The sequence below is a fragment of the Thalassoglobus neptunius genome (genome assembly GCF_007859735.1).
Classification (GTDB): domain Bacteria; phylum Planctomycetota; class Planctomycetia; order Planctomycetales; family Planctomycetaceae; genus Thalassoglobus; species Thalassoglobus neptunius.
Genome location: NZ_SIHI01000012.1, coordinates 61996 through 77518 on the forward strand (window position 1 = coordinate 61996; position 15523 = coordinate 77518).

Genomic DNA, 15523 nt, shown 5'->3' on the forward strand with positions numbered 1-15523 from the left:
CAAGTGTGTTTGAATAACTCCGCGAATTATAGCTTTCCTCTTCACCGGGTCAAAGACGACTCGATGACACTTCACACATTCTACGGGATCAATTGCTACAAAATGCACAGAGATGCCGTCGTTTTCTCAAGTCTGCCCGTTTCGTGGCGTTCTCACCCGATTTTCGTCGATTGGCGCGAACGACCGTCACATTCATCAAATCGAACGAATTCAAACGAGTGCACGGACACTCTGAGAATCACTTAGTCTTCGTTTGATCCAAGGTAAGATCGGTCAATTCCCAAGAGAACCTTCAAACTTGTCGACGCGATTCCGAGGGCGATCCCAATCATAATGGCGCGATTTCCGGCGGTATTGAAAATCTTCATGATGTAGACGGTCATCTGGTCAATTCGCAGTGCCGAATATTGTTCGGGAATCCAGACTGTCATGGCTGTTCCGAGATAAGTTCGGCCGAGCAGCACGATGAAAGCCGTTCCCAGCAACAGAGTTGCTTCCAGGTTTTTGGCACGGAACGCCCGAAACGCCGCCGAGGCCACGTAAAACGCCAATAACGCGAAGGTTGTCGTCATCAGCGGCTGAAGCACGTACTCGTAAGTCCACCAGAACGGGTTTCCTTGGGCGCTGAATTCACCGGACCATGGGTATTTCACTTGATGAGCAGCGATGAACAGTTCGCCGACTGCGACGTCCCAGGAATACATTTCAGCAGCGGGAACGAAGAGAAACTCTTGTTGATCCCTTGAGAGTGGGCCGACTTTTAGAAGTCCGATCCCCAGATTTTTCTTCCGCGTGGCTTCCCGTTCCAATCCATTCCAGAATCCCGTGATCGCCGTTTTTTGTTCGTCAATGAGCGGGCCAAGTGATTCGAGTTCACTGACCAAGGCTGTGATATCAACGCTTCCACTCTCAATGAAAGAGCTGATGGTCTCTTCTTGAGCGGAATTCAATAGCACAGGATCAGGAGCCAGATGCACGGGAACGAGATCCAGAACTCCGGAATCTCGCTCCTCGACAAGTTCCCCCGCGGTTTTTGGCGTTCCTGGACGAATTCCCGCCGAGTTGATGACCAGTGGAAGTGCACTCAATCCGGGATCGGTCCGCAAAATCTGGTCGAGAACTTCGACCTGCTCCTCATTCAATTCGGGACCGCGTTCTTCCAGTTCCGTCTGGAATTCTTCGATTTGCGCATCGGTTAATGGAAGTGCGGGAAGAAAGCCCGCCCAGAGATTCGCGATTTTGTCGCGAAGTGCAATGGACATCGGGCCGACAATTGTCAGCTCCCCATCGGCGTATTGGATTCGACTCGATTCTGAATCGGGGATCGTGAACGCTTCCGGCGGTTCGACGGAGATCGACGTCTCGACATTGGTCAATTCGATCAGTTTGTCGACAGCCTGTTGCGAAAATTCATTGTCGGGCAGGTCATCAAGAAGCTGTTGTTCAAGCTCTTCAGTCAGCACTCCGGACACAGCAAGTGCTTCATGGTCGGCATAATACTTGACCTTGCCACCAACGTTTTCCGGCTGAGTCAAATCGAAGAGTTCTTCGACAAGCCTTTTCCAGTTGAGTGTCTCACCGTATTTCAGAAGGTCTTCCTTCTGATTTTCGCTCATCCAGCCGCGAAAGTTCAGTTTTCCGTTGTCGACACTCAGCTGTCTGCGAACTGACGCGGGAACCGGTTCTCGATCACCCCGCTCCGGCAGCTGTTCATCCACCGAAAACTCCGGCATCATGGCAACAGGAAACGGAACGAAGGTTTCTCCGTAGTATTCAACGTTCGGTGTGGGTGGGCTTCCGACCTTGAGCAGCCCCAGCAGAAGTGTGCCGAGAAAAGCAACAATCGTCACGGCCGAATATCCCCAGCCTGCCTGCTGGTCGCTGATGCTCTTCAAATGCAACTTCAGAAGATTTCCGCCACCGAGAATGAAAGCGAGTGCTGCGAGGATGTCGAACCAAATTGCCGCACCCTCACCCCATTCCTGAATTGCAGGAAGAAAGAAGGAAATGATTAACACGAATCCGGCAATCGCCGTAATCAATAACGGGACAGTCCGTTTCATTTCGCCGTCATCCTTCGAGGGCCTGAGGAATTCTCTCTCAATTCAGCTTCGTGCGTTACTTGTCGACATCGACCGGGGACGCGGTGCGAATACTTTCCGCTTCGGCGTAGCAGAGACGAAGCGCGTCACACGCCAGTTCTGCTGAGAGCACTCGTGGGACTTCGCCTTCCTGAACGGCACGCACAGCATCCTGAATTTCATTCGTGAACGCTGCGCACCATTCGCCGGTTCCGCCCGGATCGGGTGTTTCAATCGGCCCGGCATTTGGAATCAATGTCAATGGGCGGTTCACAACCCATTCCTCTCCGTAGGTGCCGCAGTCAAACTGAATCGTGGCTTCTTCAAGCATCAATTCAAAGCTCTGAGCAAACTTCAACTGTCCCGCGGCAATGCCCCCGCTGACACAGGAAACGGTCAAATCTGGATCGTCATACAAATACTGTGTGCAGACATGATGCACGAAACCATCTCGAAGCATTCCTCTTGAGAAGACTCGACTTGGAATTCCGCACAAGAGCCCGATGTAGTGATTGTCGTGAATGTGGAGATCGATTCCCCATCCCCCGAGCTTGCGGAAGTCTTTGATATCGCTGGACCAGTCCGGAGGTGCGATGACCCGACGGAACGATGCCGCTTCAAGTTTGCCGTATTTGCCAGAGGCCACTGCCTGATGTGCCCATTGAAATTCGGGGAAGTACGGCAGCACCTGGGCTACCATCAACATTTTCCCCGTCTCTTTGGAAACTTTGAGCATTCGTTCCGCAGCATCGAGTCCGATCGCGATCGGCTTTTCGACAAGAACGTGCTTGCCAGCTTGCATGGCTTCAATCGCGGCGGACTCATGCTGATCCGTCGGCAGGCAGATATGGACGAGATCGATTTCAGGATTCGCGAGCAGTTCCTGACGGCTCGCATAAGCAGTGACGCCGGTCAGGTCCGTCTGTTCGCTCCCACGCGGACCGAAATTTCCTTGAATGCTTGACCAGTCGCCGGACCGTTTCTTTTGGTCGCGAGTGCAAAACGCAACAACGTTCCCGCCGCTGACTGACTTGGTAGCTTCGAAATGGGTCATCCCCATGAAACCAAGCCCAACAATTCCGATCTTCACATTCATCCGCAACGACTCCTGCAACTGATTGAGATTTTGGAACAGTATCAAAGCAGCGGAACCAAACCAACTCATCCTTAACGAACCAAAACAGATGTTTCCGAACTATCAGCAACGTCAGTCTGCTCCAGCGTGACCAAGTGTTGTCGTCAGCGCGTCCTTGAGAGCTTTGTTCCCGACTGTGTGATGGTTCACAGAACCAGGCGATGAAATTCGGGAGACTCTGAAAATCAGAAAGGTAACCAGTGGCCACAATGACCACTATGTTCAGACTGCAATGCGGTGCCTTTCCGATGCTTCAGGACGAACGAAGAGAACTGAAGGTGACATCGTGCGGCGGCGTGGATTGTTTTGTTGATAGTGAATTCATGTGGCTTGAGCGTTCCGTCTGGCGTTGTATGCGCCAATCACTACGAACAGAATCTCCCCGCGCCGCCGCACAACGCCATCTATCTTGATCGTGTTTTCACTCCAGGTGGTTTGGATGAATTCGATATGCCATTTTCGCTGGATGGTCTGTCATACGTGTGTCCGCAATCACGTCTCCTAACTCCTGCGAAGTGCCGATCATTCCAGTGCTTCGAATTTTCTGCACTAATTCTGCATTTGAACTTCAATAAATCGCTGCTTCTCGCGAATACCTCGCGTCACTGCAACGATGCATTCGTCTAAGAACGTGTTCTTTCAGTTGGCCAATCTGACATAACCGCCAGTGAAGCAATAGACTTCGTTCATATGTATCTTGCTTTGCGTATTCTCTAGTCGCATACGAAGCATTTCTGTGCACGCTCCTCTCTGTGTGAGCATGCGAGATGGTGTACGAGTCCATTTCGCCAGTTGATTCCCTACTCAAACGAACAACTGAGTCATTGGCACACCTGTTGCCTTGCAGAAAGTTGTCGAACGTCACACCTTCGGGTTGACGGAGGACCTCCGAGTTGAAGTGTCAAACGGAATTGACGACTTCAGTTCGACATGCGCTCGTCGTCTCAAGATTGTGGACGGCTTGTTTAACCTCGTACTCCTTATTAATTGCAAAGTAACTCTCATGACTGATTACAAGAACCGATCGCGATGGACTGCACTGCTCGTGGCTGCATCTCTGACTGTGTGTGTTGGTTGTTCGAAGTCGAATCCGCTCAATCGTCAGGCGGTCCAAGGAGTTGTCACTCTCCAAGGAAAGCCAATCACGAGTGGATCGATTGAATTTCATCCACAGGGCGACGAAGGAACTATTTCGGGAGCAACAATCAAAGACGGTTCGTACTACGTTGACCCATCTCGTGGAGTTCCTCCGGGAAGCTACATCGTCCGCGTCTTCGCAAGTGATGAAGACACACTTGTGCAGGACGTTCCAGGTGAGTCACGAGGTGTTGTTGCCAAGCAAATCGTCCCGCCTGAATTCAATGTGAAAAGCCAACTATACCTGACTGTCAAAACCGATCAGAAGAATGTCTTTGACGTCGAAATCCCAACCATGGCCAACTAGAGCAATTTCGATTCTGGCTTGCAGTGATTCGCAAGGGCAAACACAGCACTCATCAGAACAGTAGAGTTCAAGCGAGTGCAGAGAGGCGATGAAAAATCTCTCCCCGCATTCGTCGAACATCGACATCTCTCTCGCACGGTCGTCTTTAGATTTTATAACGGAACGAACTCAATGAAGACTCAACGTCGACGCGGATTCACGCTTATCGAACTCCTGGTGGTCATCGCCATCATCGCAATTTTGATTTCACTGCTGCTTCCCGCAGTTCAGCAGGCACGTGAGGCGGCACGTAGAACACAGTGCAAGAACAATCTCAAACAGATTGGACTTGCGATGCACAACTACCACGATGTCAACAAAGGGTTTCCTGTCGCTCAGTTTGGATGTTGCTGGGGAACCTGGATCGTTGGGATTTTGCCTTACATCGATCAGGCCAACCTCTACAACATCTATGTGAACGATCGAAAATATGGGGTTCCATCAGATACAGCTCGCTACGGACACGCGGCCAACTTGCCAGTCACCACAACACGACTCGTTTCTCTGACATGTCCCAGCGATTCACCGAATGTGCCAATTGGCGAAATCACATCGCACAACTACGCCGTAAACTTTGGAAACACTGCTTTTGGGCAACATGCAGAACTCAATGGTGTTGAGTTTGGCGGGGCTCCCTTCATCAACACACCAAGCGGCACCCCTGCTCGCAACCAGAGTATCAGCGACCTGAGAGACGGAACAACTTCAACGATCCTCGTTTCCGAAGTGCTGCAAGGTGTCGATCGCGACCTCCGCGGATTCGCCTGGTGGGCAGACGCAACTCAGTTCACGACTTATCTTCCTCCGAACAGTGCGATTCCAGACCGAATTTACTCCTCGTCCTACTGCAACAACCTGCCTGAACAGAATCTTCCTTGCGATGTCTCATCGACAACGAATCCAACGATGTTCGGATCACGCAGTCGACACGTCGGTGGTGTGCAGGTCACTCTTGCAGATGGATCATGCCGATTCATCTCCGAGAACCTGAGCCTCGACACATGGAGAGCTTTGAGTACCGCGAAGGGAGCAGAAATCATCGGAGAATTCTAAAAGCAAATTCGAACGGTTCTCCATGATATTCAATAAATCACTGACAGTTTGAGGACCGGTTCTTCAGCATTCTCAATTGAGAAATCCAATGACCTCCCAATGGACGCCGAAGAGTACCGATCCCAACTATTCAACAAACGCGAATCACATGGACAATCTGATCGAAGCCTGACGAAATCAAGACGCAAGGCTGCTGACGAAAATCTGACTGGGAACGAAGTGTTCTCAGTCAGATTTTTCTTTACGTTCGCCTCTCTTCACATGACATTCAATTACTGACGATCTGCGCTGCATCAATGACCGTCTGTCACCGATTCGAAAACTCGGCGAAGTGGAGCAAGATTCCACAAGGATCCCAGACATAACAAACCGTGGCTCCATACGGTTCGTGCTTCGGCTCTTTGACCCTCATCGACGGATAGCGACCTGTCTCAAGCAATTGCTTTGCGTGTTGGTACCAGCCTGCCGCGGAACGAACAACAACGTACACCATGAAGTTCTCCGCCCACTCCTTGGCATAGAAGTCTTGCAAGAAGAGTCGTGTCCCAGCGAGTTCAACTTCGGCAAGCTTGTCTTCTCGCCAGTTCAACGTCCATCCGAGATCCTGGTAGAAGTTGACCGATGTTTCAAAGTCTTTCGTCGGAACGAAGACTTTGACATCTTTGGCGGAAGGAGTTGTCATTGTCGCTCAGCGTCGATGGGTCAAACTTCGAGAGCATCCAGGTCGTCCATCAGTGAATCAAGATCGTCTTTCGGAGCTTTGTCGCGATTGACTTGCCGCTTCGGAACTCCGACTTCCATTCCGACTGCATCGCGACCGTCCTTGAGAAGTTCCGCGTCACGTTCTGCAACGGCCGTCTCCAAAGCATCTCCGGCACCACCTCCCCCGAAGAGCTGCGTTAAATCGATCTTCAAGCCAGCCACCTCGCCCGCAGCCCCCGCAATTGCAGGAGTCTTGTGTTGTGGGAAAATGATGGCGTTCTCCGGACAGACACGACTGCAAGCGGGACACCCCTTCTTACAGTTGTCCTGTGCTTCGACGAGAATGCGATCGAGCGTATCGACGCCATAGACTCCGAACAGACAGAAGTCGATGCACTCCATACAGTTCGTACAGCGACTGTAGTCGATGACCGGATACCAGCGGCGTTTCGGCGCATCATCTTCCTGAGGAGATGGAAGAGTGACTGCTTCATCACCACTCGGCTGCGGTGCAAGATACCGCTTCATTTGATCCGGATTCGGTTGCCCTGTGATCCAAGAAAGCAAATCGACCGTTTCCGTCGCGTCTTCTTCAACGATTCGCTGAATCTCATCGAGATAAGTTTGCGCGTCTGAATGAACTCTCAAATCGAGGCAGTAGATCGACCGGTCGGGAACGTCAACCGATCCCAGTACCTCGTCAGATGACTGTTCAGGAATGTCTTCATCGTCATCGTCGTCATCTGATCCGATCAGCGTGTACCCTTCCTTCCCGCGAATCTGCTGCCTGTCGAGAATCCAACGCGCAGCCCTCGGGTACAACCACGACAGCACGACGAGATCACCTGGCACATTCTTGAGAAAAAGTGTTCCCGTATGGTCGGCAGCGAGATCGTACAAGTGCGGAACCAATGAAACCTCGACGTTTCCGGCGAGGATTAGCTGCATCGCAATCTCTTCCTCAAGCTGACGATGCTTGGGATTCTTGCTCTGTCCTTGAGAGAGAACGACGGTCAATTTTTTCTTGTCAGACATAGCTCGTCTTGTCGAAGGAAAACATGATTTCAATCTGACGCCGAGAGAGACTGCCACCAACGCCGCCTCTCCACTCTATTCAAACCCGCCCCGCCCCGACAAGTTTCGATCTTCAGTCAATTCCGTGATCGAACGTCAATCCTGATTGACCTGCCCTTTGATGACTCGCTGAGTTTCGTCCCATTTCGTTCCGAGAAACGCGACATACTCGTCAGGGGTCATGAACTTCATCAGAGTTTCAAAATTGTACAACCACCCGGCCCCGTAAGAATCCGTGTTGATCGCTGACGGATCGTCGAGCAGTGCCTCGTTGAAGTTCAGCACTTTCCCCTCACCCGGCGGATACAAGGTCGACACCGCCTTCGAACTCTCAATCTCGCCGATTTCCTGCTTGCGTTTGACAACCGTGTAGGGATCGATGGTCCAATCCAGAAAGTAGACATCCTGCAATAGTCGAACAGAGTAGGCCGTGAAGCCGATTCGGAACCCTCCCGGACCTTCCTGAGCCCACATGTGATTATCGCAGTACAATCGATCTTGGGGAATCTGGGCTTCATACTGCCCCATCATAAAAATCAGTGGGTCGGCCATTATCGAATTCTTCTCACGTAACCGGTTTGCGTATGCGACGCGCGAACAGCTCACTTCTTCACAGCGACTTCACAGTTTCACAGCGACTTCATAACGACTCGATCGGATTGAACAAATTTGAGTTCCTAAGGGTTCGACTATACCAATTTCCCCGAAACCATTCGCGTCTCTCAGGGGAATCGACATTTTCTCGAGCGAACGCCACTTCGAAAGTTCTTCGTTGGTCCGGCGCAAACCACATCATCCACTTTGCGGAAGATCGAACAATCGCGAAAATCGATCGAGAACGGAACGCTTCAAGGACGCATATTCGACGGAATCAAACTCCCCGGATTCCACAAGTCGGCTTGCTTCATCGCGGGCTTCCGTCAGAAGTTGAGAGTCCCGCAGAAAATCTCCGAATCGCAGGGGGACGTTTCCGTGCTGGCGTGTCCCGAGGATGTCTCCGGGCCCGCGTAACTCGAAGTCTTTTTCAGCGACGACAAATCCATCGGAAGTCTCTTCCAGCACAGAAAGCCGTGCAACTGCTTCTGCCGAACTCGCTTCGGAGACAAGAAAACAAAACCCCCGAAATTTTCCGCGAGCGACTCGCCCACGAAGTTGATGAAGCTGTGAAAGGCCAAAACGTTCTGCGCCCAGAATCACCATCAATGTTGCGTTTGAAACGTCGACTCCGACCTCGATCACAGTCGTTGAAACAAGAACATCAATTTCATGATCACGAAACTGAAGCATTGTCTGTTCACGCAGCCCACGATCCATTCGCCCGTGAACCAGCCCCGACCGAAATTCGGGAAGGCTCTGCTGCATTCGCTTGAAGATTTGCTCCGCCGATGCTTGTTCCGAACTGGCATTCTCTTCAACAAGTGGACAGACCACATACATCTGACGACCGGAACTCAGCTTCTCTTTGAGAAATTCCCACGCTTTCTTCTTTTGTTCTGCTGACTGAATCCGAGTCGTCACGACCGGCTGCCGCCCTTGGGGCTGATCTTTCACAACAGTCAAATCGAGATCGCCAAACTGAGTGAGACACAGCGACCGGGGAATCGGTGTCGCCGTCATCACGAGAACGTGAGGCGACAAATCTCCCTCGGGACGGCTGAACTTCGCTCGCTGCGCAACGCCGAACTTGTGCTGCTCATCGATGACAACCAACCCGAGTTTCGCAAACTCCACCCCTTCCTGAATCACAGCTTGTGTCCCGACGACCAATTGAGCCGCGCCCGACGAAATTCGCTCCAGTGTCTCACGTCGGACGGCCGGTTTGAGGCTCCCGGTCAGAATCTCCACGTCCACCTGACTTCCGGCGAGAAGCTCCCGCAGCGTGTGTGCATGTTGATTCGCAAGCAACTCGGTAGGAGCCATGAGAACGGACTGAGCGCCATTGGCGAGCGCGAGCAACATGGCATAAGCGGCGACCGCCGTTTTCCCCGCTCCGACATCTGCCTGCAACAGGCGATGCATCGCGTTTCCCGACTGAACATCGCTCACGACATCACGAATCGCAGCTTTCTGCCCGTCTGTGAATTCGAATGGAAACAGCCGGCGAATTCGCGAATCGATCTTTGCCGAAGTTTGAAACACCGGGGCGTCCCGTTGCTCAACCCACTGACGCCGACGGAGCGCGACTCCGAGTTGAAACTCCAGCAAGTCTTCAAAAACGATGCGTCTGCGAGCCCGATGGTAGTTCTCCATCGATTCCGGTTGATGCACATCTCGAAGCGCCGTGCGAAGACTCGGCAGCTGATGCAATTTCAGAAACGATTCAGGGAGTCGATCACAGATGAGATCACCACACTCAACGAGAGCGGTCGAAATGAGTCGCTTCAAGTGAGGGAGCTTCATTCCATCTGTCAGACGATAGCGGGTGAGGATCAATCCTCCGGCTCCTTCATCGTCATCGTCGAGCCATTGAACCTCAGGATGAGTGAATTCCCATCGCCCTTGATTAACCTTCGGCTTTCCCGAGAAAAGAACTCTTTGACGGTCTTGAAGCTTCTTTCTCATCCAGGGTTGATTGAACCAGACCCCGCGGACGAAACCGGATCCGCAATCGATCAGACAAGCTGTCAGCGTTCGACCGTTGCGAAGCGTTTTGACATCGACATCGACGACAATCCCGTGAACGGATTGTTCTGCCTCGGGTTTCAAGTCTTCTGGCCGCGCGACATGGGAGAAGTCAAGCACGTCACGAGGGAGATGCCAAAGCAAATCTTCGAGAGTCTCGATCTTCAGCTTTCTCAACAGCGGAGCGACGTCGGGTCCGACTCCGGGAAGAAACTGGACATCGGTGGAGAGACTCAGTTCCGGCATGAGACGACGTCAGGCTAGAGCTTTTTGTATTCGATTCGCAGCGATTCACACAAATAGACGCTGCATTCATGAGACAGGACTCACAATTTGACATGAGCATACCCGACATCTCATCGAGTCCAAACCGTGCGCAATCGTTCGTTGCCTCAGTCACTCAATATGCAGCTCTTGAAGTGATTGCGAAGCACTCTTCAATTCACCTTCACTGGCAGAAATCAGCCACAGACTGCAATCAACGTAAGTGAACGGGGTCCCTGCTCACGATTCCGACGAGGACGAGGGCCGAATCAAGAACTTCGCTATTGGAATGCCTTCGTCGCTGCGACAGCCAGTTCATCGCAGCGTTCATTTTCGGGATGCCCGCTGTGGCCTTTCACTACCGTGAATCGCACCTGATGCTTGGAAAGCAGTTCGTCAATCTGCTGCCACAACTCAAGATTTTTCACAGGCTTCCAGCTTTTGCCTTCCTTCCGACGCCAGCCGTTGCGTTTCCAGTTCGGCATCCACTCTTGAGAACCTTTGGCGACGTACACGCTATCGGTGACAACTTCCACTTCAGAGGGACGAGTGAGCGCCAATAACCCACTGATCACAGCCATGAGCTCCATCTGATTATTCGTCGTCTCCCGATCGCCGCCGCTTCCCTCTTTTTCGGTGTTGCTGGCCGGATGCCTCAATACGTAGGCCCATCCACCCGGACCGGGATTCCCGCTGCAGGCACCGTCGGTGAAGAGTTGTACGAACGGTCGCGGATTCGATTCAGTCATCGCACTCGGAGTCTTGTTTTCATAAAGCCTCCGTCCAATAACTGAGCAGCAGCCAGAACGTCAATGACGTGACTGATCGAACGCGAAGCTCGGCAAATATTCGCGGAGTATCAGGCTACTTTGCCCGGTAAACAATCCGTCCACGATTGAGGTCGTATGGAGAAACCTCAACCTTAACCAGATCTCCTGGAACGATACGGATGAAATTCTTCCGCATCTTTCCGGAAACGTGGGCGAGCACAATGTGCCCGTTTTCAAGCTCCACTCGAAACTGGGTGTTGGCCAGTGCTTCCAGCACTGTCCCTTCCATTTCAATGGCCCCTTCTTTGGCCATAGATATTCAACCTTTCAGATGATGACAGCGATCGCGTCTCAAAGCTTTTTCTTCTGCCTTCTCCTGAACTTCGGACGATGGAACGCAGCATTCTGCTAATTCAAATCGTGGGCCGAGTGCATCACGGAAAGCAATGTGCTCTAAGATTCTGGCGTCGCCAGAGTGTAAGAATCGAAGGAAAGATCATATCGCCCAACGAAGCAAAGAGCAAACGGCTTCCAGTATTCGCCTCGGTTTTCACAAACACTGACGAACCAGTTCTGCGGAATGCGAACGCTGATCGTGCACTCCACGATTGCCAGACGCAATTTTCATTGGCAGTCGCAGCTCTACTGACTCACGTCGAGCGATTCACTTGAAGCAGGCAGCGACAGGCGGAACTTGGTTCCCCGCCCCTGTTCGCTCTCACAACGAATACTGCCCCCATGAGCTTCGATGATTTTTCGGGCGGTCGGCAACCCTAATCCGTTCCCGCAGGGCTTCGTCGAGAAGAAAACATCAAAGACCTTCTCGCAAGCCTCTTTCGAGATCCCAACGCCGGTGTCGATGATGTCGAGCACGACGGTGTCCCCTTCGCAACTCGTTTGAAGCTCCAGTGCTCCACCGTCTGGCATCGCTTGCTGTGCATTCCGCACCAGATTTGTCAGCACCTGATTGAAAAGGCGGGTGTCTAACGAAACCGGCGGAAGATTTGCACGCAGATGCGGACGAACATCAATCTGATGTTCATCAGCTTCTGCCTGATAGAATTCAAGAAAACTGGTCACCACATCGTTGAGCTTCGTCTCTTCCAGATGCAGTTGGCCCGCACGTGCAAACTGAAGGAACGATTCAAGGATCCCTTCCAGATTCTCGCACTGCCCCTGAATCGTTCGCAGACGCTTCAACGTTCGCTTCGATTGAGGACTGTCACTCAATTCCAGATCCTCGAACAAAAGTTCGAGGTTCATCTGGATTGTGGAGAGTGGATTTCGAATCTCATGCGCGAGGCCGCCCGCGAGCGTCGCAATCTCGGTAAATTGCTCCTCGAACGAGCGACGCCCGTCCAAGCCAGATGCATCAGATTCGACCATAACTCACACCGAGTGGACAACTCCGTGACCTATTCCTCTTCGTCATCGTAGAGATCATCGTCGTCGTCGACGTCAACGTCGTCATCATCTTCATCGACATCGACGAGATCGTCATCTTCTTCCACTTCGTCGTCGTCATCCTCTTCGCCCTTCTGTTCAATCAGAACGGCCTTCCGGGAGAGTTTGACGCGGTTCTGATCGTCAACTGCGATGACTTTGACATCGATCAGTTCCCCAATTTTGACAACGTCGCCGACAGACTTCACGAAACCGTCAGACAGTTCGCTGATGTGAAGAAGGCCGTCTTTGCCAGGAGCGATTTCGACGAAAGCACCAAAGTCTTTGATCGAACTCACTTTTCCGGAGTAGATGCGTCCAACTTTGATCTCTTCAGTGATGGCTTCGACTCGAGCCAACGCCGAAGCACAGACATCTTTCGAATCTCCAGAGATCGTAATTGTGCCGTCATCAGTGATGTCGATCTGAGCACCCGACTCTTCCTGGATGGCACGAATCGTTTTCCCGGATGGTCCGATAACCAGACCGATTTTCTCCGGATTGATCTTGGTCGAAAGAATTCGTGGAGCGGAATCTGGAAGTTCCGGGCGAGGACGACGAATCGTCATCAGCATCGTCCGCAACAACTCACGGCGTGCTTCACGGGCTTGAGTCAACGCTTTGCGAATGATCTCTTCGTTGATCCCGTCAATTTTGAGATCAAGCTGAATCCCGGTGATTCCTTTTTGGGAACCAGCCACTTTAAAGTCCATGTCGCCGAAGTGGTCTTCGTCGCCCATGATGTCGGTCAGAACGGTGTAGTCGTCCCCTTCCTTGACAATTCCAATCGAAATTCCGGCAACGGGTTGCGAGATTGGCACTCCGGCCGCCATCAATCCGAGGGTGGCACTACAAACCGACGCCATCGAGCTACTTCCGTTCGACTCGAGGATGTCCGAAATGATTCGAATCGTATACGGGAAGACTTCGCGATTCGGAAGAACAGGAGCAACAGACCGTTCGGCCAAAGCTCCGTGTCCGATTTCACGACGACCAGGACCACGAATCGGGCGTACTTCGCCGACCGAGAACGACGGGAAGTTGTAGTGCAGATAGAAGTTCTGGCTAATTTCGTCGAACAGGCCGTCGACCCGCTGCTCATCTCGAACTGTTCCGAGAACGACTGTTGCCAGAGATTGCGTTTCCCCGCGAGTGAACAAAGCGGAACCGTGAACGATCGGGAGCAAATCGACTTCACATTCGATGTGCCGCAACTCGTCAGTTCCTCGGCCATCAAGCCGCTTTCCGGCGATGGTCAGTTCCCGACAGGCCTTTTTGTCGACTTGATAGAATGCTTCTTTCAAGTCGCTGAGGGTTCGTCCGTCTTCCAGCTCTTCGAGTCCATTCGGGAAGTGCTTTTCGATCAGTTCGTCACGAACTGCTTTCGTGGCTTCTGAGCGTTCCTGTTTCTTGGTGCTCTGCCGAGCTTCCTTGATTTTGTCTCCAGCTTCTTCCTGAACGATAGGAATCCAGGGATTCGGGGCTGGCTCTTCGTATTCAAACGGCTCAATTCCGGCAGCTTCAACGAGTTCGTCCTGAAGCTCACAGATCTCAATGATCGCTTTGTGGCCGAACATGAGGGCTTCGACCATTTGCTCTTCGGGGATTTGGTTTCCAAATCCTTCGATCATCAAGACCGACTCTTTACTTCCGGCAAGGACGAGATCGAGTTCACTCTCAGCCATTTGCTCCACTGTTGGGAACAGAACGAATTCATCGTCAACCAGGCCAACGCGAACTCCGCCGATCGGTCCCTGGAATGGCAACGGTGCAACCATCAGGGCTGCGCTTCCGCCGGTAATCGCCCAGACATCCGGGTCGTTTTCCCCGTCGGATGACATCACGTTGATCATCACTTGAACTTCGTCACGAAAGTTCTTTGGGAACAGCGGACGAAGCGGTCGGTCGGTCAAACGGCAGGTCAGAATTTCTCGTTGAGTTGGACGACCTTCGCGTTTCAGGAATCCTCCAGGAAACTTCCCGGCAGCAGCGAATCGCTCACGGTAGTCGACGGTCAGAGGAAAGAAATCGGTGCCTGGCCGTGAGGGCCCTGTCTGGGACGCAATAAAGAGTGATGTTTCCCCGTATTTCAGAAGAATGGCCCCACTGGCCTGTTTCGCTAGTTTTCCAGTCGAAAGACTGAGAGTACGACCTGCAATCTCACGCGACACTTCGATTTCTTGACTCATCTACCAAACCTCTTTTTTCTAACAACCAACAACAAAACTCAAGACTCTCAACGCATCGGCCATGGTTTGCGAAATCGAAGTGACGAATTCAACAAGACATGAGCGAACACTCCGTCAACAATTTCGAATCTCTTTTCCGCGCGGACACTTCATCTCACAGAATGACGATTGTTTTCTTCAGCAACTCGCCAATCCGAGAGTTCGTTTCTATTCGCGTCAGACAACTCCGTTTTCAGTATTCAGTGGCGGCTCTTTTGCGAACTCATGGTTGAGACTGCATGTCGAAAGATCTTGCAATTCAGCAAACTGCAACGCCCCACGACTTCAATCACCAATCGTTCCGACCACTCACAAGAGCCCAGATGGACAGCGGGAGAAATCCGCTGAGACTTCACATCCTGTCCAAGTCACCTGTTGCCGGAAAGTCCCCCAATCCGGGGCCAAGAGCTTGTTTTCGATCAGCCAAAATTGAGATCGTTTTACTGGAATGCTCAGACTTTCGGGCAAACTCGCACGGTTGAATCCAACAATCGACATGCTGCACTCAACACTGCGTCACTGTAAAAATACGTCGCCGTAAAAATGCGTCGCTGTACATTTTGTCACTGCATTTCGTTCGCCTGATTTCCACGCGCCATACAAGATGAAGCGTCTTTCAGACAAACCGATGCAGAACAATTTCATCGATAGAATCTCTCGAGCCACTC

Annotated in this window: 12 protein-coding genes; 2 read left to right on the forward strand and 10 right to left on the reverse strand. The window is 52.0% G+C overall.

Annotated features, from left to right (window positions below; translation table 11 throughout):
* Positions 1 to 242: 242 nt before the first annotated feature.
* On the reverse strand, positions 243 to 2063 hold the full coding sequence (locus KOR42_RS16565; protein ID WP_146510959.1) for a hypothetical protein: 1821 nt from the start codon (positions 2061 to 2063) through the stop codon (positions 243 to 245).
* 55 nt (positions 2064 to 2118) lie between these two features.
* Entirely contained in the window at positions 2119 to 3177 is a 1059-nt protein-coding gene (locus KOR42_RS16570; RefSeq protein WP_146510960.1) for a Gfo/Idh/MocA family protein, read from the reverse strand.
* A gap of 1042 nt (positions 3178 to 4219) precedes the next feature.
* Here KOR42_RS16570 and KOR42_RS16575 point away from each other — a divergent pair.
* Together KOR42_RS16575 and KOR42_RS16580 are read left to right on the forward strand one after the other, a co-directional pair.
* Entirely contained in the window at positions 4220 to 4660 is a 441-nt protein-coding gene (locus tag KOR42_RS16575) for a hypothetical protein (protein ID WP_146510961.1), read from the forward strand.
* A gap of 171 nt (positions 4661 to 4831) precedes the next feature.
* Positions 4832 to 5752, forward strand: coding sequence for a DUF1559 domain-containing protein (locus KOR42_RS16580; RefSeq protein ID WP_146510962.1), 921 nt, complete (start codon positions 4832 to 4834; stop codon positions 5750 to 5752).
* Between the two features lie 307 nt (positions 5753 to 6059).
* On the opposite strand, the gene KOR42_RS16585 is transcribed toward KOR42_RS16580, so the two are convergent.
* The 8 genes from KOR42_RS16585 to KOR42_RS16620 form a co-directional block, all read right to left on the reverse strand.
* Positions 6060 to 6434 carry a VOC family protein gene (locus tag KOR42_RS16585; protein ID WP_146510963.1) on the reverse strand — a complete coding sequence of 125 codons (375 nt, stop codon included), beginning with the start codon at positions 6432 to 6434 and terminating at the stop codon, positions 6060 to 6062.
* 20 nt (positions 6435 to 6454) lie between these two features.
* Positions 6455 to 7489 carry an ATP-binding protein gene (locus tag KOR42_RS16590; RefSeq protein WP_146510964.1) on the reverse strand — a complete coding sequence of 345 codons (1035 nt, stop codon included), beginning with the start codon at positions 7487 to 7489 and terminating at the stop codon, positions 6455 to 6457.
* Between the two features lie 135 nt (positions 7490 to 7624).
* Positions 7625 to 8080: a glycine cleavage system protein H gene (locus KOR42_RS16595; protein ID WP_146510965.1), complete on the reverse strand. Its 456-nt coding sequence runs from the start codon at positions 8078 to 8080 to the stop codon at positions 7625 to 7627.
* Positions 8081 to 8320: 240 nt separating this feature from the next.
* Positions 8321 to 10396: an ATP-dependent DNA helicase RecG gene (recG, locus tag KOR42_RS16600; protein WP_146510966.1), complete on the reverse strand. Its 2076-nt coding sequence runs from the start codon at positions 10394 to 10396 to the stop codon at positions 8321 to 8323.
* 299 nt (positions 10397 to 10695) lie between these two features.
* Positions 10696 to 11163 carry a ribonuclease HI gene (rnhA, locus tag KOR42_RS16605; RefSeq protein ID WP_146510967.1) on the reverse strand — a complete coding sequence of 156 codons (468 nt, stop codon included), beginning with the start codon at positions 11161 to 11163 and terminating at the stop codon, positions 10696 to 10698.
* A gap of 115 nt (positions 11164 to 11278) precedes the next feature.
* Positions 11279 to 11497, reverse strand: coding sequence for a translation initiation factor IF-1 (gene infA, locus KOR42_RS16610; protein WP_146510968.1), 219 nt, complete (start codon positions 11495 to 11497; stop codon positions 11279 to 11281).
* Between the two features lie 329 nt (positions 11498 to 11826).
* A complete protein-coding gene (locus tag KOR42_RS16615) occupies positions 11827 to 12570 on the reverse strand; it encodes a sensor histidine kinase (protein ID WP_146510969.1) in 744 nt (247 codons plus the stop codon).
* 29 nt (positions 12571 to 12599) lie between these two features.
* Entirely contained in the window at positions 12600 to 14816 is a 2217-nt protein-coding gene (locus KOR42_RS16620; RefSeq protein WP_146510970.1) for a polyribonucleotide nucleotidyltransferase, read from the reverse strand.
* Positions 14817 to 15523 lie beyond the last annotated feature (707 nt).

Coding starts and splice junctions, on each gene's coding strand:
- KOR42_RS16565 (WP_146510959.1), bottom strand. CDS start 2,063: ATGAAACGGACTGTCCCGTTATTGATTACGGCGATTGCCGGATTCGTG.
- KOR42_RS16570 (WP_146510960.1), bottom strand. CDS start 3,177: ATGAATGTGAAGATCGGAATTGTTGGGCTTGGTTTCATGGGGATGACC.
- KOR42_RS16575 (WP_146510961.1), top strand. CDS start 4,220: ATGACTGATTACAAGAACCGATCGCGATGGACTGCACTGCTCGTGGCT.
- KOR42_RS16580 (WP_146510962.1), top strand. CDS start 4,832: ATGAAGACTCAACGTCGACGCGGATTCACGCTTATCGAACTCCTGGTG.
- KOR42_RS16585 (WP_146510963.1), bottom strand. CDS start 6,434: ATGACAACTCCTTCCGCCAAAGATGTCAAAGTCTTCGTTCCGACGAAA.
- KOR42_RS16590 (WP_146510964.1), bottom strand. CDS start 7,489: ATGTCTGACAAGAAAAAATTGACCGTCGTTCTCTCTCAAGGACAGAGC.
- KOR42_RS16595 (WP_146510965.1), bottom strand. CDS start 8,080: ATGGCCGACCCACTGATTTTTATGATGGGGCAGTATGAAGCCCAGATT.
- recG (WP_146510966.1), bottom strand. CDS start 10,396: ATGCCGGAACTGAGTCTCTCCACCGATGTCCAGTTTCTTCCCGGAGTC.
- rnhA (WP_146510967.1), bottom strand. CDS start 11,163: ATGACTGAATCGAATCCGCGACCGTTCGTACAACTCTTCACCGACGGT.
- infA (WP_146510968.1), bottom strand. CDS start 11,497: ATGGCCAAAGAAGGGGCCATTGAAATGGAAGGGACAGTGCTGGAAGCA.
- KOR42_RS16615 (WP_146510969.1), bottom strand. CDS start 12,570: ATGGTCGAATCTGATGCATCTGGCTTGGACGGGCGTCGCTCGTTCGAG.
- KOR42_RS16620 (WP_146510970.1), bottom strand. CDS start 14,816: ATGAGTCAAGAAATCGAAGTGTCGCGTGAGATTGCAGGTCGTACTCTC.